At 53.7% G+C, this 23449-nt stretch carries 17 protein-coding genes and 1 pseudogene; 11 read left to right on the plus strand and 7 right to left on the minus strand.

What is annotated here, in order from left to right; genetic code table 11:
• Nucleotides 1-2: 2 nt before the first annotated feature.
• Both ccrud_RS14445 and ccrud_RS14450 read left to right on the plus strand, forming a co-directional pair.
• Entirely contained in the window at nucleotides 3-542 is a 540-nt protein-coding gene (locus tag ccrud_RS14445; RefSeq protein ID WP_066570429.1) for a hypothetical protein, read from the plus strand.
• The gene (locus ccrud_RS14450; RefSeq protein WP_066570432.1) at nucleotides 539-3568 is read left to right on the plus strand and encodes an ATP-binding protein; all 3030 of its coding nucleotides are present in this window, start codon (nucleotides 539-541) and stop codon (nucleotides 3566-3568) included. The genes ccrud_RS14445 and ccrud_RS14450 overlap by 4 nt, the downstream gene beginning before the upstream one ends.
• A gap of 93 nt (nucleotides 3569-3661) precedes the next feature.
• Here the strand turns inward: ccrud_RS14450 and ccrud_RS14455 are convergent, their stop codons facing one another.
• A complete protein-coding gene (locus ccrud_RS14455) occupies nucleotides 3662-3988 on the minus strand; it encodes a helix-turn-helix domain-containing protein (protein ID WP_066570500.1) in 327 nt (108 codons plus the stop codon).
• 177 nt (nucleotides 3989-4165) lie between these two features.
• Between ccrud_RS14455 and ccrud_RS14460 the strand changes: the two genes are divergently transcribed.
• From ccrud_RS14460 to ccrud_RS14490, 7 genes are all read left to right on the plus strand, one after another.
• A complete protein-coding gene (locus ccrud_RS14460; RefSeq protein ID WP_066570434.1) occupies nucleotides 4166-7171 on the plus strand; it encodes a hypothetical protein in 3006 nt (1001 codons plus the stop codon).
• A 3-nt stretch (nucleotides 7172-7174) separates the two neighbouring features.
• Nucleotides 7175-7687 (plus strand): hypothetical protein, encoded by a 513-nt coding sequence (locus tag ccrud_RS14465; RefSeq protein ID WP_066570436.1) that lies wholly within the window; start codon nucleotides 7175-7177, stop codon nucleotides 7685-7687.
• On the plus strand, nucleotides 7687-7971 hold the full coding sequence (locus tag ccrud_RS14470) for a hypothetical protein (RefSeq protein ID WP_066570440.1): 285 nt from the start codon (nucleotides 7687-7689) through the stop codon (nucleotides 7969-7971). Before ccrud_RS14465 ends, ccrud_RS14470 begins: the two co-directional genes overlap by 1 nt.
• 65 nt (nucleotides 7972-8036) lie before the next feature.
• On the plus strand, nucleotides 8037-8675 hold the full coding sequence (locus ccrud_RS14475; RefSeq protein WP_157776051.1) for a hypothetical protein: 639 nt from the start codon (nucleotides 8037-8039) through the stop codon (nucleotides 8673-8675).
• Nucleotides 8676-11573, plus strand: a complete 2898-nt coding sequence (locus ccrud_RS15835) for a VldE C-terminal domain-containing protein (protein ID WP_066570448.1) — start codon at nucleotides 8676-8678, stop codon at nucleotides 11571-11573.
• A complete protein-coding gene (locus tag ccrud_RS14485; protein WP_169816491.1) occupies nucleotides 11570-12190 on the plus strand; it encodes a hypothetical protein in 621 nt (206 codons plus the stop codon). The genes ccrud_RS15835 and ccrud_RS14485 overlap by 4 nt, the downstream gene beginning before the upstream one ends.
• 41 nt (nucleotides 12191-12231) lie before the next feature.
• The gene (locus ccrud_RS14490) at nucleotides 12232-13491 is read left to right on the plus strand and encodes a hypothetical protein (protein ID WP_066570455.1); all 1260 of its coding nucleotides are present in this window, start codon (nucleotides 12232-12234) and stop codon (nucleotides 13489-13491) included.
• A gap of 52 nt (nucleotides 13492-13543) precedes the next feature.
• Here the strand turns inward: ccrud_RS14490 and ccrud_RS14495 are convergent, their stop codons facing one another.
• Nucleotides 13544-14422, minus strand: coding sequence for a hypothetical protein (locus ccrud_RS14495; protein ID WP_066570458.1), 879 nt, complete (start codon nucleotides 14420-14422; stop codon nucleotides 13544-13546).
• 506 nt (nucleotides 14423-14928) lie between these two features.
• Nucleotides 14929-15897: a replication protein RepA gene (locus ccrud_RS14500; RefSeq protein WP_066570461.1), complete on the minus strand. Its 969-nt coding sequence runs from the start codon at nucleotides 15895-15897 to the stop codon at nucleotides 14929-14931.
• A gap of 270 nt (nucleotides 15898-16167) precedes the next feature.
• Between ccrud_RS14500 and ccrud_RS14505 the strand changes: the two genes are divergently transcribed.
• On the plus strand, nucleotides 16168-19029 hold the full coding sequence (locus tag ccrud_RS14505; protein ID WP_066570469.1) for a DNA methyltransferase: 2862 nt from the start codon (nucleotides 16168-16170) through the stop codon (nucleotides 19027-19029).
• A gap of 29 nt (nucleotides 19030-19058) precedes the next feature.
• The gene (locus ccrud_RS14510) at nucleotides 19059-19295 is read left to right on the plus strand and encodes a hypothetical protein (protein ID WP_066570473.1); all 237 of its coding nucleotides are present in this window, start codon (nucleotides 19059-19061) and stop codon (nucleotides 19293-19295) included.
• 54 nt (nucleotides 19296-19349) lie between these two features.
• On the opposite strand, the gene ccrud_RS14515 is transcribed toward ccrud_RS14510, so the two are convergent.
• From ccrud_RS14515 to ccrud_RS14525, 4 genes and pseudogenes are all read right to left on the minus strand, one after another.
• Nucleotides 19350-19727, minus strand: a complete 378-nt coding sequence (locus ccrud_RS14515; protein ID WP_066570475.1) for a hypothetical protein — start codon at nucleotides 19725-19727, stop codon at nucleotides 19350-19352.
• An 83-nt stretch (nucleotides 19728-19810) separates the two neighbouring features.
• The gene (locus ccrud_RS15615) at nucleotides 19811-20005 is read right to left on the minus strand and encodes a hypothetical protein (protein ID WP_157776052.1); all 195 of its coding nucleotides are present in this window, start codon (nucleotides 20003-20005) and stop codon (nucleotides 19811-19813) included.
• A gap of 718 nt (nucleotides 20006-20723) precedes the next feature.
• Nucleotides 20724-21818 carry an alpha/beta hydrolase gene (locus ccrud_RS14520; protein WP_066570476.1) on the minus strand — a complete coding sequence of 365 codons (1095 nt, stop codon included), beginning with the start codon at nucleotides 21816-21818 and terminating at the stop codon, nucleotides 20724-20726.
• 97 nt (nucleotides 21819-21915) lie between these two features.
• A pseudogene (locus tag ccrud_RS14525) lies at nucleotides 21916-23415 on the minus strand (Tn3 family transposase); the annotation flags it as partial.
• Nucleotides 23416-23449: the final 34 nt, after the last annotated feature.

Genomic DNA, 23449 nt, shown 5'->3' on the forward strand with positions numbered 1-23449 from the left:
TAATGCAGTACCTCGATTACACATCACTGGTTAACCACAGGGAGCGCATGTGGAATATCGAAGGCACCTCACTTGCGAAGTTGGGTGGTCTAGATATTCCAGCGTTGTTCACCGCACTGGGTCTTGCGATACCTGCCACTGTGATTGTTGGTGCTGTATTTCTTCTACTAGGAATTCCGTTACCTTTCCTTTTCATTGCTTTACCTGCCATCGCGGTTGTTTTGTATTCACTTTTCACACGAGAAACCGTAAAAAATACCCCAAAAGAGCTACTGCTTCGATTCGTGGCACGCACCGCACAACCCAAGCGCTACATCTCAGGCATGGATGCAGGAAATCAGCCCACAGAAATGACCTGGCAAGTCATTTTGTGGCGTCCCGAGTGGGCGAATATTCGTATCGGCAGCCCACGCAGGTACACCAGCTACGACCCCGCACCAATCAGTGAGGAAAACCGCAGCATCATCGACCCGACAGACGCCGGTGAACTAATGGGCTGGAAACGATTTATCAGCGTAGAAGACGAAAGGAATATGGCATGACCAGCGTAGATGTAGATACAGACAAGGAACAGGGAAAGCTTTCCTGGCTGAAAAAAAAGAAGAAACAACCCCGCACCAAAGTCGATGCACGGCGAATTGATTACCGCTACGCAGAGGACGGCCCCTTCTTCTTTATTAAAGGTCAAGGCGTGTGGACAGGCGTTATTTTGGGCACAACCAGTGACGACTTCGCCTCCGAACTTGAGTTGGAACAACAGGTATTCCGCAGCAATGAGCTACGTTCCGCCTTGTCCGCGCACTTCTCCAACCACTTCGGTGAGGAAGAAGTTACCTGCCATGACATCACTCGCCACGTTCCTGTTGATATTTCACGCTGGGAAAACCAGTATCTCAATAATTGCTGGAACCCGAGCGAACTGTTCACCACCCTTATCCAAGACAAAGTAAGCCCCTTCCTTTCGGAATCCACCCCAGAACGTCGCCAATACCTCCTTATCAGGCTTGGCGACTTCAAAGCGCCCGTGCAATTAGATCCACTGTCGCTCATTTTGGGAACATCCGCAGCGGTCAGCGAAGAAGTCTTCAACACCCGCGACCTGCAACCTTTTAGGGATAAAGCATCCAGCGTCCACACCCTGTTGAGTAGCTATGGTGCCGCACCAATGGAGCGCGTCGATTTGGCATGGATCATCCGCAAAGTGTTCCACGGTCACTTCCCTGCAGAAAACAGGACGATGGTGGAGCGCACCCGCCCGTGGCGTGGTGGCTATTTTGACGAAATCGCCCGCTCCCACTTCCACACCCTGGGTGACTGTGTACGGATTGATAACCCACACCCAGACAACGGCTTGGGTAAATTTTCCTACACAACAACTGTGACTGTCGATTTCAACGCTATTGGTGTGGACTATCAGTACTCCCATGCCTGGGGAAAGCTTCTGCGTACCCTACAGCGCCCCGTGGACGTGTCCTGGCGGTCAAAAATTGTGTCGTCTAAAGAATGGTCACGGCGCATTAAAAAAGCATTCAACCGCCTCAACACGGAAAGCACCGAACGGAACAAGGCAGGTGCCACGGAAAATGAACGCTTTGACACGAAAGTCGCTTTGGCAAGGCAGGCGCACGACTCGCAGATCGACAACCCAAAGCCGGTGATTGTCAGCCAGCTTCGTCTAACTTTTTCCGCGCCAACCGAAGAAGAACTCACCGACATTATGGGCCAACTGCAGCTCCTATTTGGTGAGGAAGTAAAAGTTGAACGACGCTCAGACTGCCAAGGTTTCCTTCTTGAAGAGCAACTGCCTGGCGATATGACACCACCAAAAAATGGCTTCCTAGGACTAGGCAACTCCCTTATTTCTGGTTTGACAGGTGGTTTGCGAGGTGATGAACGGTGGACAGACATTGATGCGCTGTCGTTTGCACGCCTAGATTCTTCCCCATCTGTGGGGGATGAAACAGAATACAAAACAAATGGCAGCACATTGGGGTGGCGTGGCGGCCCCATTGGCTACACGCTGTCCAACGGCTCCCTCGTGCACTTTGACCCCATGGTGCAAATGGCCCGCAACTCAGGTGCGGGAATCGCCATTTTGGGTTCCTCTGGTGGTGGTAAAAGCTCCCTGTCGCTGGCGTTGTTCTTCTGGGCATCAGAGGCCGGTGCCCAAACCATCGTCCTCGACCCCAAAAACGACTTTGAAGCGTTCGTGTACTACCTGTCCTTCGGAAACCAGGTCAACGAGGATGGTTTTGCTGATGAAGCACGCGCAGGAACGCTTGGAACGCCCAACAGCCAGTTCCAGCCGTGTAACCCACGTTTCTGGGATGAAACATCTGTCATCTCCCTAGGTGATGGTGCACCAGGAATGCTTGACCCGTGGGGACTATCCGATAGCTATTCCGAGGGTGAGGCACACGCCCGCAACGTCGTGGAACTAATTTTGAACGCTGACCAGATGAAACTAGTTGATGTGGCTTTCCAGAAAATGCGTGAAGTACACGAAAAAGGCCTTAACACCGCACCTCCATCCCTGGCGGAGCTTGGCTCACACTTGGCGCAAGAAATTGAACACTACGAAACCATCTCCCAAAAAGAAGATGTTTCCGCAGGTGACTCCATGATTGCGCGTGACCGTGTACAGGATCTTCGCCGTGTTTCAGACGCACTTGATCGTGCAGCTGCCCGCCAATATGGCCGACTTATGTTTGCCCAAAGCCACACAACGAAGCCTTTTTCCATCGGAAACCAGCGTCGAATTGTGATCACACTGTTTGGTTTGAGAATGCCAGCGGAGGGCACCAGCGTGGACGAATGGGAGGATTCCACGAAGGACGCTGCAGCTGCAATGCTGTTGGTCATTGGTGAGTTGTCTCGACTGTTTACGAAGACGGCTGATGAATACTCCACGTGGCAGCAACGTCGTGGCCGTCGTCCCCGCATTTTGTTCATTGATGAAGGGTATTTCATTACGGCGTTTAAAGCTGGGCGAACCATGTTGGATGTTTTTCTCCGTCAAGGCCGTTCACGCTACTTTTCCTGCGTGTTTATCAGTCAGCAAGCGAAAGACTTGAACAAAATTAGCGAAAACGCCACCGACAGTGATGATGCTTCAACAAACCAGTTCCCGGTGATTTTCGTGTTCCGTCAAAACGGTATGTCGGAGGCCCGCGACGCCATGCGTATTTTGCGACCCAAATTCGCGGAACAAAACACCGGTGGTGTGCTCAACCAGGCGGCACAAACCTTGCTGAAACCTAATGAGGGTGGCCAGTTGGAAACCGGTATGGCTGTCATGCGTGACGTTGACGCTCGTGTGAGTGTCATCCAGGTTGATCGTGTGTTTAGAGAGCTGGCGGACGCTGCAGAAACTAACGCTCAGATCCGTAACGCATCTCAGTCGGTGAATCCTTCTGCGGACGGCTCCGAGTGGACAATTGATACCTCCACCCGAGACATGTTGCGTACTGGTGTTGTGGCCACGGAGGTGGGTGAAATCCGCCAAACCCTCAACGCGAACACCTACGAGTACGGGGAATATGAGTATCTAACGGAAATGGCGGAATAGCTTAGAATTTCCTGTTCACCTGGGGCCGACCATTGATTATGGTCGGCCCCAGTGGTGTCTCTCGGCACCGCTGTTTGAAAAGCATTGAAGGTTTTAAAGTAAAGCGCCTTTTTCGTTATAGACCTTCATGTGAACACCAACTTTGACACCGATGTTCACGAGTGCATCCAGGGAAAACTTGGAAATTTTTCCGTTCACAAGGTCGGATACCCGAGGCTGCGTGAGGTCAAGTTTTTCCCCTGCAACTTTCTGCGACCAGCCAAATTCATCCAGATGCTCATTGATGTGTAGAAGTAGTTGTGAGCGAAGTCGAAGATTCTCGGCCTCACCAGGGGTATCCGAAAGGAAATCCCAGACGTTTCCGGAACGATCCTTAGCGCTCACTTTCGGCTCCTTACTGATTTCTTCTGGCGCAACCATGCCCCAATTATATTGATTTCGATATAACTTGTTGAACTTTAAGCTTCCCAATGAGGTTCCTGCTTTCACGTTCTCGAAGCTCAAGCACTCCTCCGTATTCTTGGCACCCATTTTCGTGCACACCCCAGTGACATACTGTGCAAACGAAAATTCATTCCAGAAAGAGGTGCGTGCAGAATGTCCGTTGACCTGCTTGAATGCCCACCCAAGGACGATGTGCCGGACGCGCAGACTTCGGATGTGGCCTCAAAGCGTTTTCAAAGGCTGTGGAGGTGGTTCATCTCGCCCACAGTGCAAACCAAAATCGTGACCTGGGGTGCGATAGCACTTAGTTTGGGGCTGGTAAGAGCCGCATCCAGCACCGCCGTGGTTGTTATTGTGAGCGCTATTTGTGCCACGGTGTGGCTGTTGGGGAAGTGGGCTAAGAAGCATCCACAGGCTGCAGGAACGATCTTTCCCGTGGGGCTGATGATCGCGGTAGCCACGATGGCTTCTTTGGTGATGGCACCGGTATATATCGCAGATGGTGCGGTGGAGTTGGCTGCAGGGTTTGTCCTGGCACCGATTGTTGTTGCGGTGGCCACGTGGTTGTTTCCCTCCTATGGGACGCATCGTGGATGGACGACGTTTCTTGCACTGATCCCGGCGTGGGTTGGGTTCGCCGCGACTGTTACCCACCCCGGCTTGGTGAGTGTTGCTGCCTGCGTGTCCACGGTCGGTGGTGTTCTTGTTGCTTGGGTGCGTAGTCGCCTGGGGAAGAGAACCACTGGTGTTGTTTCAACACCGCGGACTCGCCGTAAGCGGATTGTTCGCGGCGTGGCCATGGCTGGTGTTGTGGTGACCATGGTGACGATGGGTTCGTTGGCTGCGGGGCCGAAAGCGGAGGCTGGTTGGTTTTCCAACATTGGTGACAAGATGTTGTGTGGCATTGTTGCACCGTCGTTAGGGTCTGAGCCAGTGGGTACTGGCCCTGAACAAGTCATTGCGTCCTACAACAACACTGGGTTGGGAGCTACAGATGGCTCAGAAGCCCCGTACCTTGATCGGGAACTGGACTTCAATTCCACGAATCTAGATGCTTACACATTGTATGAAATTGCTGGTCTGCGAGGAATTTCTTATGTGAACTGGGTGAAAGACGACGCTGGCGAAAATACTGGCTGTGCTTTCACCCCCTGGATTTCCATCATGGCTGGAAATGCGCTCAACATGATTGCCCATTTTGGCCTACAGATCACTATCTTTCTCATGGAATTTTCCCAGGTTAAAGACCCTTTCCGATTCCTGTATGAGCCGTTAAGCCCAATTGTTGGCAACATTGTCCTTATATCGCTGGCGTTCATGGGCATCGCATTCATTATCGGCATCATCATCGGCCTGTACCGCCTTGTGCGGAGAGGATCTTTGGCACAAGCACTGCAGGGTGCTTCTGGTGCCACCATTGCAGCGATGATTTGCGCGTTGTTCTACGGCGGTGTGGGCGCGGGCGCAATCTGGGAAGCTCCGAAGGGAAGCGGTTTCTACACCCTCATGTCCACCCTGGATGAATACGCTGCAACGTTGAGCGCAGAGATTTCTAGCAGTCTTCTCAGTTATGTTCCACAGGCTGATAGCGGAATGTGCAACTACCCAACTGGTGGTGACAACACGAGTTTGCGTTATGCGAGCTGTATTCTTGCCGAATCAATGGCCTACTATCCGTGGGCGCTTGGCCAGTTTGGCCCTGCAGGCGCGGATGTTATTACACCAGTCAACGATCCGAACTTGAAACCAACCGAGGGTGGGAACGTAGCGGATAAAAACGAGCTGGGGTTGCCGTGCTACAACAATTACCAAGGATGCGGTGACATTCGTAGCTACTTGATCGCCCAGGTGGGTGGCCCAAGTGCTGACATTCAGGCTTGTTTGCGTGAATCAAATTATGACGAGGAAGCCAACGATGTAGACAATTTTGATGCGCTAACTAGCTGTGAGCCGTACCATGCGGTTGCTAACGATCTGACGCTTCGTGGCACCAGCGACAGCGATTTGATGCTGTCCTCCTACCGAGGCTCAGGTGGATCAAGTGCTCATGCCACCCAGGCATTTGTGTCACTCCTATCAATCTTCACCGTGGGACTAGCAATTGCAGCGGTGTCAGCTGCAGCAACATACTGGCATGGACGACTGCTTATGCTGTTTTTCCTCGGCCCATTCCGCTTGCTGGGGGCAGCGTTCACATCGGTTGAAAAGTCTTTCCAGTGGGTTATGTCGGTGATGCAAACAGCTATTGTTCGAGTTTGCTACTCAGTGGCCGTGGCGTTGATGATTGTCATCGTGGCCACTGTTGCTGCAAGTCCTTTGAATGCGGGAATTCAGCTTCTCATTAATGTCGTTCTCATTGGATCCATTTTGAAGGGCATCCGAGCCATCGACCAGTACACATCAGTTGGAACAGATGGTGGTGGCGATTCCTCGCAGGTAACCAGCAAGGCGAATGTGATCTCAGGTTCAGCGATTGGCACAGCAGCTGGAAACCTTGCCACAGGCGCAATAAAGGGTGGCGCTGCGGGAACAGGTCGTGTTGTTGGTGGAGCCGCGAAGAAGACCGGCACTGGTGCCCTGGCCGTTGGTGGCGCGGGTGTGGCTGCAGCGGGATTTGCAACACGACCACTGCAAAACGCTAATGAGCGTAGGCGTGGTCGTGCGGATTCCCGGAGGGAACAGAAGGCCATGGAGGCTGAAGGAAAGCAACAGAAGACGACGACTGAGACATCTTCTGACACACCTACCAAAACGCCTAGCCGTGTCAGAACGACTGTCACCAATGCTGGTGCTGCAGTGGGCCGTTCCTTTAAACGTCCAGATGGTGTTCAGCGTGAACGTGCACACTCCGAACAAGACATCTACCAGCAGGAAGTTAAAAAGGAGAACGGCATTCGCAAAGAGCAGGGAAGAGACATTCTTACCCCTCGTGAGCGTTTCAAAATCCGCAGAAATCTTGGTTCCCTCAATGATGTAGATCTGCATAGCAAGTATGAAAGCGCCGATCAGCGAGCTTCACGTCTAGCGGAAACCGTTAAGAAGAGGGAGGCCGCTGCACAGGGTGACAAGGAGCGCGCCAACAAGCGAAACCCTGATCAGAAGCCAGCGCGGAAACCAGCACGAAAGCCTGTGCGCAAACCCACCGAGAAGAAAGACTAGGCCATGACCGATAGCGAGAAAATCCCCACCGTAGATTTGGGGCGCATAGCACCAGAGCCAACCCAGCCGTCTGGCATGGTTGAACCCACCAATGATGTTGTTGACGTGGAGACAACCCCAGAGGTTGGCAACTTCGTGGAGCAGGACGGCCCTGATTGGGTGGTCTACACCGATCAGTTGTACGTGGAGGTGGATGAAGAGGACTCCACCAATGTGCAGATCACGATGGTGGCCACCACCCCAGATGAAGTGGGTGAGGTGAGCATGGTGTTAACGCCGGAGGCATTGAGGGAGCTACGCAAAGAACTCAACAACGCGGTTACACGCCAAGCAGATGATGAACGCCTTCGCCGTAGGGAAGAATCCACGCGGTGGCAGCGTATGGGGCAAACAATAGTTGATCCTGGTGGTATTCGCTCCCGCTTGGAGGGTGTGGGTGAGATGACAGCGCTATATATTTTCTTGGCGTTTATCGCGGTGACAACCATTTTCATTCTTGTGGGGAAGCTGGTGTGATGGCCGTCGAGAAAATTCGCGGGCGTCTAACCAGAATCCGCCCCATCACACGCCTGGTCTTCGCAGGATACATACTGGCAGCGACATTGTTGGCTCCTGTTGAAGGGTGGGTGGCAGCGGTGGTTAATGTGGGGCAATCAGTGCTGTGTGGCTACCTCGCTTTTGAAAGCGGACGACAAATCTATCTCCGATTTGGCTGGTGGTTGGCGATTCTGTTTTCGCTTTTCGTTGTCGCTGTGTGGGTGCTGATTAAAGGAATCTGGCTGGTTCCAGATGTGATTTAACAAGTTCGTGCACACGGCCTTGCGATACTTCCCCAAACGATTTAAAAAGTTCGAGGGAGCATCGCATGGCCGCACGGGTTGGAACGAAAATTTGGGTAACGCTGTTGGGGGCAGCGCTACTTGTGGCTGGATGCTCACGAAGTGAGGAACCTGAACCGGGGGAAACAACATCGGCGGCGTCGCAGTCTTCGACTTCTGCCACGTCTACGACCAGTACTGGCCCCGCACCAATGCCCACGGTTCGGATGGCGCCAGAAATCCCAGAAGAACTAGGCGAAGACGCTGCAGGGGCTACGGCACAGACTTTCCTTGAGATGTGGGTGCAGTTTTCCCCCTCCAATTTTGACCCCAAGCAGGCGTGGTTTGATTCGTGGGATTCGTGGGCTACCGCAGATTTTCGTCGTGACATGAGGATTTCCGCTGATTCCATGTGGTCATGGACGTGGAATCAGTCTGTGAAGACGTGCTGTGTGGAGTTTCCCACCCCTGTTGAAGTCAACGTCGATGGGGATAAGGCGGTGGCCAAAGTAACGCTCACACGGTGGGTTTTGCCGTTGTTTGCAACAGCTGCAGACATCGAAGCCAATGTGACTGAGCCGGAGGAAAAAACCTACATCGTCACGTTGGAAGGTGGCAGTGGCCAGTTCTTGGTTTCCGATGTTCGTGAAGCCGGTCGGGATGACGCCCTACCGGAGGTTAACTAAATGGGTGATCGCACACAACAACGCTCGCCCCGTAAAGATCCGCTTGCTGAAAATGCCAAGAAAATAGCCATTGGGCTGGTAAAAAAGAAGATTCTTATTGCCAGCATCCCAACTGTTGCTGTCATCGTCGTTGTCGCACTGGTGGCTTTTCTCCTGGTCGTTTTGGTCGGTGTGCTTGCTGGCCTTAAAGGCGCAAACGACATGGTTTTCGAAAACGGTAGTTGCGTTGACGTTGGTACGGCGACGCCACGTGTGGTTGCAAGCGCTGGAACAGGTGGAGCAACACCATCAACTGGTGGTGCCACCGCTGGTCAAGGCCCGTTGGGTATGCCGGTGGATGAAGCACAATCAGATATTTCCTCTGGCTTTGGCCCACGGTGGGGAACACTGCATGATGGTGTGGACTTTGTTGGTGTTGCTGGTGCTGAAACCTACGGAGCACCGATTTACTCGGTTGCTGATGGTGTGGTCACTGCAGCTGGCCCCGCAGATGGCTACGGAAACTGGATTCGCATCATGCACAACGTCGATGGTGAACAGGTGGAAAGCCTTTATGGCCACATGGAGGACGGCAACGTCTTTGTCTCAACAGGTGACACCGTAAAAGGTGGCCAACACATCGGAAACATTGGAAATGCCGGTACATCCACGGGTGCTCACCTGCACTTTGGTGTGTATCCAGGTGGGTGGGGTATTGGTGGCGGTGTAGATCCTGTGCCGTGGCTAAACTCTGGAAAATTCGCAGCCGCAACCAGCGCAGCTGATGCCACAGATGACTCCACGGTGTCCACCAATGCCGCAAGCATCAACGCCGGTGACATGGGGCAGATCGCCCTCGCAGCTGATGTCATCACCACTGCACAATCCGGTGGTGGCACTGTCACCGCAGCTGATTGGGAAAAACTGGCGCAGTGCGAATCAGGTGGAAACTGGGCGATTGATACCGGCAACGGATTCTCAGGTGGTCTGCAGTTCACCGATCAAACCTGGGCAGCGTTCGGCGGAACCGAGTTCGCGCCGAAAGCCTCCCAAGCAGGCCGTGAAGAACAAATGGAAGTCGCCAACCGCGTACTACGCGAACAAGGCTGGGGTGCGTGGCCAGCATGTACCCAGAAATTGAGTGAACTACAAAGCCTCCAACCAGCACCGGAAGGAACCTTCCTGCAAGTCCCCAACACTTCCGGAACTAGCACCGGCGCAGGCCAGTCTCTACCTGGCTTTGACGGCGGAAACGAACAGGGTCTACAGGTCGAGTCGGTGCGAATCTTGCGCAACGTCCACAACCAATTCCCCGAAATCACCACCATTGGTGGCTGGCGTCCCAACGATCCCTACCCGGATCACCCTTCGGGTCGTGCAGTCGATGTCATGATCGACAACTACAGCACCCCAGAGGGAGCCGCTGTAGGTGACGCCGTGGCACGATTCCTGCAGGAAAACGCTGCAGAATTTGGTATCGAGTACATGATTTGGAAGCAAGCGTCGTGGTATCAGGGCAATCCGCTTGACCAGTGGCAGCCCATGGAGGATCGCGGAAGCGACACTCAAAACCACTACGACCACGTGCACGTTACAGTCACCGATGGTGGTGGTTACCCCACGGATGCGACTGTGTACGCCTCTGTGGGAGGCGCACGCAGTGTGGGCACCTCAACTACTACTGGCGGAACATCTACGGCAGCTGCAGCCGCCAATTCAGCTACCGCCAAATCCGACTTGCCAGGCTTGGCACCCTACACAGCCACCACGGAACAGTTGAGTATGCAGCTCAACGTCGAGCAACAATCCAACGTCAAGGGCATCATCTCTTCTGTGAAGGAATCACGCCTACCGGAGGAGCAACAGCCTCGTGCTGCAGTGCTGGCAGCGATGCTGGCAGGCCAACAATCCAACTTTGTGTCCCTATCTGGTCTTGATGATCCCAACAGGGTCGGTATCTTCGCGGAGGCCCCACGTCGCAGTAAGCCTCGTTCACGCCTTCTTGACCCCAAGATCGTTTCAGGTGACTTCTACCGCGCTTTGAAAGAGACTTACGGCGACGATGATTCTTGGCTCACCAAACCTGCAGCCGATGTTCTAGTTGAGGTTTATCCGGAGCGTAAATCCCTACAAGTAGAGCTGGCGAAGTGGGAATCCATTTCCACAGATTCTGTCGCCATTTTGTGGAACACACGGGGAGCTCAGAAAGGCGCGACCCTGCCCAGCGTGTTTGAAGACATCGAACCGTGCGCGGTCGGCGCTCACCCACGTTCAGGAACCGCATCACCAGGTGCCGCACTAGATGTCGGATCAGTACCCGCCGAGTACGTGAAATGGTTGGAAATTGGAGCCATGGAATGCGAGGCAATGACCGCGCCAGTGCTGGCAGCACAGTCCTATCACGAAGGTGGCTTCCAGGCGCACGAGTACCGCGACGTGGGCGGTGGCCAAATGGTTGGTGGACGCACCCAGTTCCTCGCTGAAACGTGGGCAGCCTACGGCTACGCAGTTGACGATCAGGGACAACCGACCGGCCCAGCCGGTGGTGGTGACCCCAACTCCGTTGCCGACGCAACGATGGCACAAGCCCGCTACAACTGCGCAAACGCCGACATAATCCAAGGCTGGATTGACGACGGTTCTGTCACCGGTGACATTACAGCGCTCACATTGGGAGCCTACCTCGCAGGCCCCGGAGCGATTCAGGGTGCGGGTGGTATTGGTGCTGGTGTGGCGGATATTAATGGTTCTACGCCGAAGTCGTATTCGGATACGATTTTGGCGCTTGCTGAGTCGTATACGGATTTGGGTGCGAGTGTGAATGTGTCGGGTGGTGTCAGTGGTGGCGAGGATAAAGATGCAGATACAAGTGCAGGTTCAGACGTTGATGTTGATGTTGATGTAGGGGAGTCGGAGTGATGAAGGTTTTTTCAAGGATTGCTGTGGGTGTTGTGGTGGCTTCTGTGGTGTTGGTGGGGTGTTCTTCTGATGGGGAGGAGGTTCAGGAAACGCCGGTGGAGACGGTGGTGCCGTCAACGACTACGGAACGCCCGCAAGATAAGTACACCGATGTGGAGAGCTTGCCGAATGTGGAGAACACGTCGGTAAATAGGGCTGATCCGACTGATGTTGCCTACAATTTCGTTCTCCTATCTACGACGTTTATTCCTGGTGATGTGTTTAATCCGCAGGCAGCGTCTGAGCGAGGTTTTCCACTGGCGACACAGCGTTATCAGCAAGATCATGCCCCGGTGGGTAATGAGGGCGTTGCGCGGATTAGGGGTTGGTGGAATCAGAAGACTTCTGATGATGATCCGGTGTTGGTGGTGGATTCTTTTGTGGAGGTGATGGTGAAACCCACCCCTGTTGGCCCAGAAGAAACCTCCGTTGTTCGCCACATTCGTTCCACCCAAACCCCTGTCACCGCTAGTGGCCGCAAACTGCCTGCGCGGGTGCAGGATGCGGAGTTGGTGGTGGTGAAAGTGGAGGATGGGTGGCTGGTGGATGAAGCGACCTATACGGCGGTGGGTGGTTAAGGCTCGGGCATTGGTGAACACTGGGGAGTTAGTGTGCCTGTATGACTACACCACGATTGTTAGACGCCACCCAGACTTCCTATGACCGTTCTTTAAGCCTTCTTGAGAAGCTTCGGTGTGCCACCAAGCCACGCGCCATTCGTTTTCTTCCCAAGAAGTGGAAGTACGCTATTTTGGCTGCGATGATAGTCCTTCCTGTGCTGGTCGGGTTCTTGACTTTCAACGTCCATGTATTACTGTTTGTACTTTTTGTCGCGTCATATTTAAGTGGAATTTTTCTAGCCAACGGTGAACCACTCTTCTATTCGGATCACCCCGTTCGAAAATTCGCAGTACATAGCTATCCCGCTGTGTGGTTGTCACCGATAGCTACAGGTGTTTCCACTGGAATTCTGATGGCTGGCGGGTCTCCTGCAGTATTCTTGTCGCCTTTTATAGGTTTCACACTTGCGTGGTTGTGGCAGATTTCTCCATGGTTTGTCCCCATGGTTAAGCACGGTTGTGCATTAGCTGGCTGGAATTCCGCGTCGGCACTGTACACACGTGTCGTTAGGCATGACCATGAGGATCTGTCCTCACGCCTGCTCCTTTGCAACACCGATCCAGCTGCTTACAGTCAAGTGCGTTCAGAGGTGCAGAGCCAGTTGGAGTCTCTACAACCAGAGTGGGAAATCAACGACGGGCTGGGAGTATTCACCAACATCGTTGTTGGCCCAGGTGGTGTTGTCGCGGTTGCGGTCGCTGACCTGCAAGATCGTGAGGCTGTTGGAACAGGTGCCGTCTTTGATGAACAAAGCGATATTGATCTGTTGAAAGGATTCACCACTGTTCGTGAGATTTACGGCCACCTTGTTCATAACAGTGATACTTTTGAACTCGCCAAGACCCTCCCAAACAACACCATGGAGGAGCATGAATGGCGTGAAGCTTCCATCAGCAACATGCAGGTACAGCTAATGGTAAACGCGATGTTGGTGGATTCAGAGCTGGAATTAGCCCATGGCGAAAGCTTCGAAAGTTTGTTGCCGTCCATGGTTATTCACAGTGCTAACATCCTGGCGGAAAAGCTGGGTATGCCTGGAACCCAGGCCCCAACGATCCTCATGGTCGCCCACGGCCTGAAAATAGATAGGAAATGGGGTCGAGTCAGCCTTCATGATTTGAACGGCTGTTGGGCGGGTTCTGTGATTGTGTGCCACCCAGATTACGTTGCTGAATGTCTTGAATCTTTGCCTGGCGTCTTCAACTCTTTTGAAGCTGTTCGTGGCGCACAGCACGCAACTGAGCTGTTGCTTCGCTAATTATCTTCCCAGAGTTAAACCCCCAAGACGATGATGGTCTTGGGGGTTTAACTTATGGCCTAGGCTTGCTATAGATTTCGAAGTCAGCTTTTGAGTCAAAGCCAGACCGTGCCAGTCCAATTGAAAACACGTAGGCGAGAGCTTCCGCTGCACTGCGTTCCGTGTCGGTTCTTTGTTCGTCGTCGGTGGTGACCACGGCAAAACCACCTGCATCTGCAGTATTATCCAGGGTCTCCATGTCTGAATCGTCTTGATAAGATTTCAGTGGAATATGTATGGACAGTGCCGATGTTTCCGCAGGATTGCTCAGCTCCATGACGACAGTGGGACTCTTCAAAATGATTTGGGAGTTTTCTGTCATGTCGTTTGTGTTTGCATACTGCATCGCATCATCAACAAGATCAGAAACGCCAGCCAAAGGCGAAATGTCCCCATTAGTTTCCATGGTTCGCTGCGCAAAGAATGCGTCGCTCGAAATCCTCTTGTCTTGCAGATTTAGCTCACCAGGTAGCGCTTCCACGAGGATTGTGGCGTTGTTGAGGTCTCCACCGTTTGTTCCAGAGATCCCCAAGCCGGTCACTGTTATCTCGCAGGTTTTGTGCCCACGTGGGGAAGTGGGGCCTTCCTGAAAAGCAATGTCGAACCCTTCATAATCACCATCATGAGTTTCAGTGAAGTAGTTGACGGTATCCTCCGCAAACACCTCATAACCAGGTGAACATCCCTGCTCCGCCATGAGAGGAATTTCCTTTGAACTTTGCCAGCTTGGCGGATTAACCAATGATGCACGCTTTGGTGCAGCTTCGCTGGTGGTGGTTTCTGTGGGTGCTGTTTCCTCGGTGGAGTTGGTGCCGCAGGCGGCTAGGGAAATGCCGGTTGCGAGTGCGATGGTGGCAGCGAGGGTGCGCCGTGGGATGGAGGGTGTGTGCAAAGTGGGCGGGCCTTTCAACTGCCGAGGGTGGGTGTATTACGTGTTATGTAATACACCTTACTTTGTGGGTGTTCATTCCTGCCCGAAAGGGACGCGATGGGGAACGGTGGGGTTGTGTCTATGTCGGTGGTTTGTGTGTGGTGGAGATTCTTGTCGATGCGTTTTTTCGTGGTTGATTGGTGTGTTTGATGTGATTTGTGTGCGTTAAAAATGCTTGTTGCATAGCGGTAAAATTAAAGGTTGTAGAGGTTAACTAAAGGCTCTATATAGGGTGTTTCGTAGAAACGCGCTTTAACCTGCTGAAAGGCCGAAAGTCGTGAGACCGTTTATTCGTGGAAATGAGACCGTTTATTCGTACCCGTGAGACCGTTTATTCGTGGAAATGAGACCGTTTATTCGTACCCGTGAGACCGTTTATTCGTGGAAATGAGACCGTTTATTCGTACCGGTTTTGGACACGAAAAAGCTCCCCGCCGTTTGGCAGGGAGTAAAAAGAGGGGGAGTGTTTAGAAGGGTGCTTCATCATCGGTGGGCTTATTTAGGAGTCTGTTCCCAATTTTCCTTGGAACAGATGGCTCCCCAGGATCAAGTCGCAAGCCGTATTTGGTCACGCTGATGGTGGCCTCGGGCCATGCTTCCAGAATGCGATCCAATGCCCTAGCAATTTTCTTTTTAAAATCCAGCTTCCCGCGCACAGTGTCTGGGTAGTTTGCCCCAAGCTGACCCCGCAGCTGATCCCACGTGACGATCGTTGGATGCTTGAGATAGTTAATCCGATATGACGCCCAAGCGTAGAGATCGAAACACAGCGGACTGCGTTTTACATGCGCGACAATCCGGTTACTCAGGGGCACTGCAGCGTCCACCAGATCAGTGTAGAAACGCCTCGAAAGGGTAATCTCAAGTTCCGCGAACGGCTCGGTAGGCTCCTGTTTATCCCACCAGTAGTGGGCGTCATCTGCGAGAAGGGTGTTGCGGATTGTGCGGAAAGAGCGGGGCATGTCCTCGGCGTCTGTGGTGCCTGTCATCTCCACACTAATAACAGTCTGGGTGAGTGCAATAAGCTGCTTCCGGACGCCGGTGATACTTCCAGTTGGCCCACCGGAGGCATCTTTTACACCCACCTCACGGAGGAATTGGGCCAGTGAATCGCCCAGTGGGATGACACGGGCTTCATCGAGTGGAAGATTTCTGCGAATGATTGCTTCGCGGGTGATCCAGCACATGATGAGGCGCGGGTAGACCCCGTAGGGCAGGAAGTCGGGGGCGAACATTTTGGTGCAAACATCACCGTTGACCAAGCTGACACTGTTTCCGGATCTTGCGGAGTGTGGGAATGTTGCCTGGATCAGTGTGCGAGAAGTGTAGCTGTATTCGCGGAAAAATCCGGATTCAATTTCGGCTAGACGTGACTCAATTGCCAGAATGTGTTCTGGGGTTCCCGAATTATCGGGGTTTGGGATAGACTTATCCATAAATCCTCACGTCCTATTAACGTTGGGGTCGCCGCCCGGACTGTTTGCCGCAGTGCCGGGCTTCATAATTTTTAGTTTCTATCTAGCGTACCAGTGGGGCCTGGTCGCATCGTGCATGTATATCTTTACTGTCTTCAAAAATCGGTGCTCGGACGTTGGTGGCGGTGAGGTTTTACGTGTGGGTTTAAAAGTGGAGTTCGGGTGTAAAACCGCAGGTAAGACGGGGGTAGTAAGTCTAATAAAAACTGGTGGGCTAGTTAAACTCACCCAATGACCTCGTTTACGTCCCAGCGTTTAGATCGCTCCGAAATACGCCACAACCTTGATCAATTCAAACATCACTGGCGCTCCCGCCTCAATAGTTGGAAAGCTGCAGACGAAGGAGCCATCGAAAAGAAGTACGCCCAATCATTCTGGGCTGACTTTTTAGACTGCTTCGGGATCAGCGCCGCCCGAATGGATCTGTTTGAACAAGACGCCAAACGTGGATCCACGGGAAACACCGGCTACATCGACTTGTTTTGGCCTGGTGTGGTCATCGGTGAGGCGAAAAAACCAGGTGTTGATCTACAAATCGCCGTAGATCAGGCCAGGGATTACCTGCAGGGTGGCAGCGTATCCGATGTTGAACAGCCCCGATACATTCTTGCCAGCGATTTTGAGCACTTCCGGCTGCTTCGCCTAGGCGACCCGGAGCAACGCTTCGACGTGCTATTTCCACTGGCAGAGGTGACAGATCACCTCGACCAGTTGAGGTTTTTGGCTGGCCATGACGATTCCATGACTCGAAGGGAGGAAGAAATTGCCTCCCTGAAAGCGTCGAAAATTATGGCTGCGCTGTTTACCGCGATGGCGGGTGATGTTGACGAAGAAGTGTCCGACGCCGCGCCCACCAATCCGGAGGACGAAGACGAGGACGTGCAACGCACCTCAATTTTCCTCACACGCTTGCTGTTTCTCCTATTTGGAGATGATGCAGGCCTCTGGGAAAGTGACACTTTTTATCGTTTTGTGCTGGAAAACACCACCAGTGAAAACCTGGGAAGCCAACTCGACGCACTCTTCGACGTACTCAACACACCAGAACACCGACGTAGGCGAGTACCTGAATCCATGGCCTCATTCCCCTACGTCAACGGCGCACTGTTCGACCGTGCGGGGGAAATGCGAACCACCACATTTTTCAGCCCAGACATGCGAAACGCCCTGCTAGATGCCTGCAGATTCCGGTGGACAGACATTTCCCCAGCAATTTTTGGAAGCCTTTTCCAACTGGTGAAATCCAAGGAGGCACGTCGCAACGACGGCGAACACTACACCTCTGAGAAAAACATCCTCAAAACCATCGAACCACTGTTTCTTGACGAACTACGTGAACAAGCCACTAAACTAATCGCCAGGACAACAGGAACCACAAAGAAGCAGCTAGAAGACCTCCGCGCATTCCGCGATAGTCTAGCCACCAACCTTTACATTGACGGAGCTTGCGGTAGCGGAAACTTCCTTATCGTCGCCTACCGCGAACTCCGAAAAATCGAGACAGCAATCATTGTTGCTATCCGTGAACGTGAGGGAAGTGCCAGCATGGCCCTGGATATTACGTGGGAGCAAAAGCTCAGTATCGGCCAGTTTCACGGCATTGAAATCAACTGGTGGCCAGCAAAAATCGCTGAAACAGCAATGTTTCTCGTAGACCACCAAGCCAACCGCGAACTCGCAGACCAGGTGGGTCTAGCCCCCGAACGTCTCCCCATCGCCATCACCGCGCACATCCACCACGGCAACGCCCTACAGATGGACTGGCCAACACTATTTCCCAAAGTCAACGGACAGACCTACGTGTTTGGAAACCCACCGTTCCTCGGCCAGTACACCAAAACCTCTGAACAAACAGCGGATATGAAACGTGTATGGGGTGAAGACTACGACGGGTACTTGGATTATGTCACTGGGTGGCACGCCCAAGCTATGACTTTGCTTTCCCAGCGACAGGGCGAGTTTGCCTATGTTACGACGAATTCTATTGCTCAAGGCCAGCCAGTTCCTGCGTTGTTTGGCCCGCTGATCAGGGAGGGGTGGAGGATTAAGTTTGCTCACCGGACGTTTTCTTGGGATTCCGAAGCGCCAGGAAAAGCGGCTGTGCACTGTGTCATCGTTGGATTTACCCGTGATCGTGGTGTGAAACAACGCCTCTGGGATTACCCCAAGGTAAACGGAGACCCCGTGGAACTGCCTGTCGATAGGGGCATTAATTCTTATCTCATTGATGGGTTAAATCTTCTGGTTTCTAAACGCTCCACAGTGCTGTCCCCCCAACTTGGCAAGGTCACTAAAGGATCTCAACCAACTGATGGTGGGCATTTAATTGTTGAACCAGCGGACTATGAAGAAGTTACTACTGACCCTGTGGCAGCAAAATATGTACGCCCCTTCCGTGGAGCACGAGAATTCCTTCACAACACAGATCGCTGGTGCCTATGGCTAGAAGACCTTGATCCAGCCGATTTGGGACGATCATCGTTACTGAAAAAGCGAGTCGAGGCTGTCCGTGAAATGAGGTTGCAAAGCAAAAAGAAAGCCACCCAGGAACAAGCTTCTACCCCGCACTTATTCTCAGAGCGACGCCAGCCCGAAGTTCCTTACTTGTGTATCCCTAGTGTGGTGAGTGAATCACGCAGATACTTCATTGCAGCACGGTATGAAGCAGACACCATCAGTTCAAACCTGGTGTTTAACACGCCAGATGAAGACGGTCTCCAGTTCGCGTTAATTTCCTCGTCGATGTTTATCACTTGGCAACGCACTGTCGGCGGTCGCATGAAGTCAGACCTTCGTTTTGCCAACACGCTCACCTGGAATACCTTCCCTGTTCCAGCATTGGACGAGAAAGAAAAACAGCGAATCATCAATGCTGGCGCGAAAGTTCTTGCAGCGCGTGAACTGTATCCTGATCGCTCGTTGGCTGAGCATTACAATCCTCTGGCTATGTCGCCGGATCTGATTAAAGCGCATGATGTGTTGGATCGTGAGGTGGATAAGGCGTTTGGGGCACCGCGTAAATTAACGACCGAACGCCAGCGCCAGGAGCTGTTGTTCGCCAATTATGTGCGGTTAACAGGTGGAACCGTCTAGGGGGCTTTATATGTGGGAGACTCGGGGTTATGAAACCGATTGAAGATTTTCTCGTAGCTCACAAAGTTCGTCTTTTTGATCCTGCAAGCGCTGGTTTAAGCGGTGGTGAAGATGCTCAGGCGCACATCGTGGAGACCCTCGTGGCGTACTGGGATCGGTTAGATGGCAGCCAGCAACGTGGCATTGTTGATGCGTTGTCGGCGTCAACTAGGCAAACCGAAGATGCAGAAGCGTGGGCACGTAGTCGCATGGCCCCACCTGCTTAAAGCTGGTGTGATGCCCTCCCCTTGTGCTTGTGCGCTCGGGGGAGGGCATTTGTTTTAGCTGTTGCTGCTTCGTAGCGCTTCTCGCACGCGCTCACGCCATGCTAGGGCTTGTGCGTTGGTGGTTGGGGATAGTTCGTTGAGGACTGCTTGGCTGGCGTCCACGTATTCGTGTGGGTCTGATTCTTCCACCAGTGTTTTGGTGTAGAGCTTTCCGTCTCGCACGAGGCCTAGAACGATGGAGGCGGTGACGCCGTATCGACCGCAGATAGCGTAGTAGCCGACCATGTTGTAGTCGAAGGGGGTTTCGGCGGGGATGTCCACGATGTTGTGGGCGTCGATCATGGTGTAGCCGTAGATGGCTTTGACGTGGTTGTGGAGGATGTCGTGGTTTCTGAGTAGTGGTGCCTTGGGGTTGATGATCAGGGTTCCCATGGGTGGTTCCTTCCAGTGGTTCGGATTGAGTGTTTGTAGTGTGTCAATCCGTCGTGGGAGGGTGCCCGAGGGTGGGAGGTGGGTTAGGTGGGTGGCTGTAGGAGTGTTTGGCCTGGTGTTGCGTGGATGACTGCCCAGCAGGTGGTGCATGTCCAGGTTCTGTGGCCGATGGTTGTGGAGGAGTCCCAGCCGGGGAGGTAGGTTCCTGGCTGGTTCCAGGGGTGGTTGTTTGGACAGTGTGTGGGGTGTTGTTCTGTCCAAGTGTTGATTGTGCTCATGTTTTTCAAGGGTAGTGGGCATGAGAAAACCCCACACCCGAGCAGTAGGTGTGGGGTTTGGGGTCTGTCTTAGGAAGACAGTGCGTGGAAGATCTTTTCTGTCAGTCCGCCGAGGAGTCCGAAAGTGGAGCCGATGATTGGGAGCTGTTCGTAGAAGCCGAAGAATACGTCGATGAAGTGCATGTGTGCAGTCTTTCTTTAGGAGCTGATGATGGAGGAGATTGGGGCGAGGTCTGGGAGGGCTTCCGCGATGAATGGGAGGGAGCCGAAGAGCCAGATGGCGTAAGCGATGATCATTGTGATCCCTTTCTTGGTTGGGGTCTACAGGGTGCCTGTACCGGTAACTTTTGGGGAGTTTGGCGGCTGGCGGTGATGTAGGTGTTGCCCAACGCGTTTGTGTTGACGGATATGCAGTTTCAGTGTGTTTTTCTGTTGCTGCATGTTTGCAAGCGATTTTCATGGTAACTAATAAATTGCCTCTACCATAGCGTTTGCCCAAAAATGCCCCTATTGGGGGGTACCCACTATTGACTTTTGAAACAATTGGGAAACGCCAACTAGCAGGGCGGGTTTTTAACTGTTTTTCAACAACCAGCCAAAAACTCAATCCCTGCCTAAAACACTTTTTTCAAAGCGCGCACAACACTAACCCACGGGTGTTCACAAACTGTCGATTAACGACAATGCCAGCACCCACCCGGTACGAAAAGGTGGGTTTTTATTGGTTGAATGCGCGTTCAAATGTTGGCCAGGAGTCGCGTAGGTCTTGTTGCCACCAGGCCCATGAGTGGGTTCCGACAGGCCGGAGGTTCCAGTCCACGGGGATTTGTAGGGTGTCCATGTGGGTTTTGAGGTTGTGGGTGCAGGCGTTGGTGGCTGCTTCAATGGCGGCTCCGCCGAGGTGGATGTCGGCCATTTCTGTGGCGAGTTGTTCGGGGGTCATGTTGCGAAAACGTTGGTTGGTGGGCATGTCGAGGTCGCCTGGGATGCCGGTGCCGTTAGAGATGTAGAGTTCTGTGCCTTTGAGGTTTTCGGCGTTGATGTAGGCGTCGTTTTCGCGGTTGCGTTCGCTGCCTCGTGATCCCCAGATCAGGGTGGTGTCTATGTTGAGTCCGCCGTTGAGGAGTGTGAGGTTGGCTGCCATGTTTCCTGCGGGGTCTGAGGTTTGGGCGCATCCGGAGTAGGAGGCTGCAGCGTCGTAGAATCCTGGGTGGCGTGAGGGGAAGAGTAGGGAGGCTGTGGCGGACATGGACATGCCTGCAATGGCGCGTTGGCCGTTGGTGTTGAGGTAGTTTTCGATGGGTTGGGGGAGTTCTTTGGTGAGAAAGGTTTCCCAGAGTTGTTTTCCGCCGAGTTCGGAGGGTTCTTCTATCCAGTCCACGTAGTAGGAGTATTTGCCTTCCATGGGGATGACGACGTTGATGTTTTTGTCGCGGTAGAAGTCGATTACGTCGGTTTGCATGACCCAGTTGCCTTCGTTTTCGCCTCCGTCTCCGCCGTTGAGGAGGTAGATGATGGGGCGTGGGCCTGTGGTGTTGTCTGCGTGGATGACGACGAGGGGGATGGATCGTGCCATGGAGGGGGAGTATGCCCAGATTTCTTCGACGTTTTTGCCGGCTATCTGGGCTGTTTGAATGGTGTCGCGCCAGACTGGTGGTTGGGTGTCGGTGTTGTGGGGGTTTGCTTCGAGGGTTGCTACAGGTGTGGTGCCGCGAATGTCGTCTGGGGTGAGTTCGGCGGTGTTAGCAGTTGGGGTGAGGGTGGTGAGTGCGAGGGTGGTGGCTAGGACTGCAGGCAGGAGGCGTGTTTTCATGAAAAACACGTTAAAGGTGGGGTGTTCACTGATGCCCGGAGAGAAAACCCACCTTTGGGTAGTTGGGGTCGTTTGCGGGAGGGGGCGGAATCCTACGCTAAGGCTTTGGCCAGCGATATTCTCCGGTGAGATTGATGTGTTCCCATCCGAGCGGCGAAACATGGGCCAAGAGATCGGGCGATAGCAGCTTTCCATCGCGTTTCTGGTTTGCAACGACCTCGCCGAGCTTCATGGTGTTCCAGAAGATGATGATGGCGGCGAGCAGATTCATGCCGGCGATGCGGTAATGCTGGCCTTCGGCGGAACGGTCGCGGATTTCACCGCGGCGGTGGAAGCTGATTGCCCGCTTCAGCGCATGATGAGCTTCGCCTTTGTTGAGCCCGATCTGGGCACGCCGTTGGAGTTCGGCATCCAGAATCCAGTCGATCATGAACAGGGTGCGCTCGACGCGACCGACTTCCCGCAGGGCTGTCGCGAGCTCGTTCTGCCGCGGATAGGAGGCGAGTTTCCGCAGAATCTGGCTTGGCGCGACGGTCCCGGCAGCAATGGTGGCGGCGATGCGCAGGATGTCGGGCCAATTGCGCTCGATCATGGCTTGGTTGACCTTTCCGCCGATCAACGCTCGCAGGTGCGCCGGGGCGGCCGACGGATTGAACGCGTAGAGCCGTTTGGATGGCAGGTCGCGGATGCGCGGAGCGAACCGGTAGCCGAGAATGGCACATGCGGCAAAGACGTGATCGGTGAAGCCGCCCGTGTCGGTGAACTGCTCGCGGATATGGCGTCCAGCATCGTTCATCAGCAGGCCATCGAGGATGTAAGGCGCTTCGCTTGCCGTTGCAGGAATCACCTGGGTTGCGAACGGCGCATATTGGTCGGAGACGTGGCTATAGGCTTTCAGGCCCGGGGTATTGCCATATTTCGCGTTGACCAGGTTCATGGCCTCACCTTGCTCTGTAGCGACGAAGAACTGTCCGTCGCTCGAAGCCGACGTGCCCATGCCCCAGAACCGGGCCATGGGTAACGCTGCCTGTGCCTCGACCACCATGGCCAGCGCCCGGTCATAGGCTTCGCCCTCGACATGCCACCGTCCAATGCGGATCAATTCCCAGAAGGTGTGGGTGTTTGTCGCATCCGCCATTTTGCGCAAGCCGAGGTTGATCCCTTCCGCCAAGATAACGTTCATTAGCCCGATCCGGTCAGCGCAGGGTGCTCCTGTGCGCAGATGGGTGAACGCTTCGGTGAAGCCGGTCGCCGCATCCACCTCCAGCAGGAGATCGGTGATGCGCGTGGGCGGGATCTGCTTGTAGAGATCGAGCACCAGATCTTCGGCGCCTGTCGGCGCGGCGGCTTCGAGTTTCTCGATATGCAGAACGCCGTTTTCAATCGACCCGCCCGGGATCGTGCCTGCGCGAGCGGCACGGCCAAGCTCGCGCAACCGCATGTCGAGGCGAGCTTGCCGGTCTGCCAGCCATTCCTCCGGCCGCAATGGCACAGCGAGACGACCGCCTTCCGCGATGGATTGTGCCGGAACGAGTGCGTGTTTCAGATCGCCATAGCGCCGGGACCTAGTAAGCCAGACATCTCCGGAGCGGAACGCATGGCCTTGTCGCAAATTCTTCAGGTTAACTCGA

Origin of the sequence: Corynebacterium crudilactis (assembly GCF_001643015.1) — a bacterium.
Taxonomy (GTDB): Bacteria; Actinomycetota; Actinomycetes; order Mycobacteriales; family Mycobacteriaceae; genus Corynebacterium; species Corynebacterium crudilactis.

What these genes read in the sequence shown, in the direction of transcription:
- ccrud_RS14445 (WP_066570429.1), top strand. Translation starts at nt 3, where the DNA reads ATGCAGTACCTCGATTACACATCACTGGTTAACCACAGGGAGCGCATG.
- ccrud_RS14515 (WP_066570475.1), bottom strand. Translation starts at nt 19,727, where the DNA reads ATGGGAACCCTGATCATCAACCCCAAGGCACCACTACTCAGAAACCAC.
- ccrud_RS14490 (WP_066570455.1), top strand. Translation starts at nt 12,232, where the DNA reads ATGACTACACCACGATTGTTAGACGCCACCCAGACTTCCTATGACCGT.
- ccrud_RS14460 (WP_066570434.1), top strand. Translation starts at nt 4,166, where the DNA reads ATGTCCGTTGACCTGCTTGAATGCCCACCCAAGGACGATGTGCCGGAC.
- ccrud_RS14455 (WP_066570500.1), bottom strand. Translation starts at nt 3,988, where the DNA reads ATGGTTGCGCCAGAAGAAATCAGTAAGGAGCCGAAAGTGAGCGCTAAG.
- ccrud_RS14505 (WP_066570469.1), top strand. Translation starts at nt 16,168, where the DNA reads ATGACCTCGTTTACGTCCCAGCGTTTAGATCGCTCCGAAATACGCCAC.
- ccrud_RS14475 (WP_157776051.1), top strand. Translation starts at nt 8,037, where the DNA reads ATGGCCGCACGGGTTGGAACGAAAATTTGGGTAACGCTGTTGGGGGCA.
- ccrud_RS14520 (WP_066570476.1), bottom strand. Translation starts at nt 21,818, where the DNA reads ATGAAAACACGCCTCCTGCCTGCAGTCCTAGCCACCACCCTCGCACTC.
- ccrud_RS14450 (WP_066570432.1), top strand. Translation starts at nt 539, where the DNA reads ATGACCAGCGTAGATGTAGATACAGACAAGGAACAGGGAAAGCTTTCC.
- ccrud_RS15835 (WP_066570448.1), top strand. Translation starts at nt 8,676, where the DNA reads ATGGGTGATCGCACACAACAACGCTCGCCCCGTAAAGATCCGCTTGCT.
- ccrud_RS14510 (WP_066570473.1), top strand. Translation starts at nt 19,059, where the DNA reads ATGAAACCGATTGAAGATTTTCTCGTAGCTCACAAAGTTCGTCTTTTT.
- ccrud_RS14470 (WP_066570440.1), top strand. Translation starts at nt 7,687, where the DNA reads ATGGCCGTCGAGAAAATTCGCGGGCGTCTAACCAGAATCCGCCCCATC.
- ccrud_RS14465 (WP_066570436.1), top strand. Translation starts at nt 7,175, where the DNA reads ATGACCGATAGCGAGAAAATCCCCACCGTAGATTTGGGGCGCATAGCA.
- ccrud_RS14500 (WP_066570461.1), bottom strand. Translation starts at nt 15,897, where the DNA reads ATGGATAAGTCTATCCCAAACCCCGATAATTCGGGAACCCCAGAACAC.
- ccrud_RS15615 (WP_157776052.1), bottom strand. Translation starts at nt 20,005, where the DNA reads ATGAGCACAATCAACACTTGGACAGAACAACACCCCACACACTGTCCA.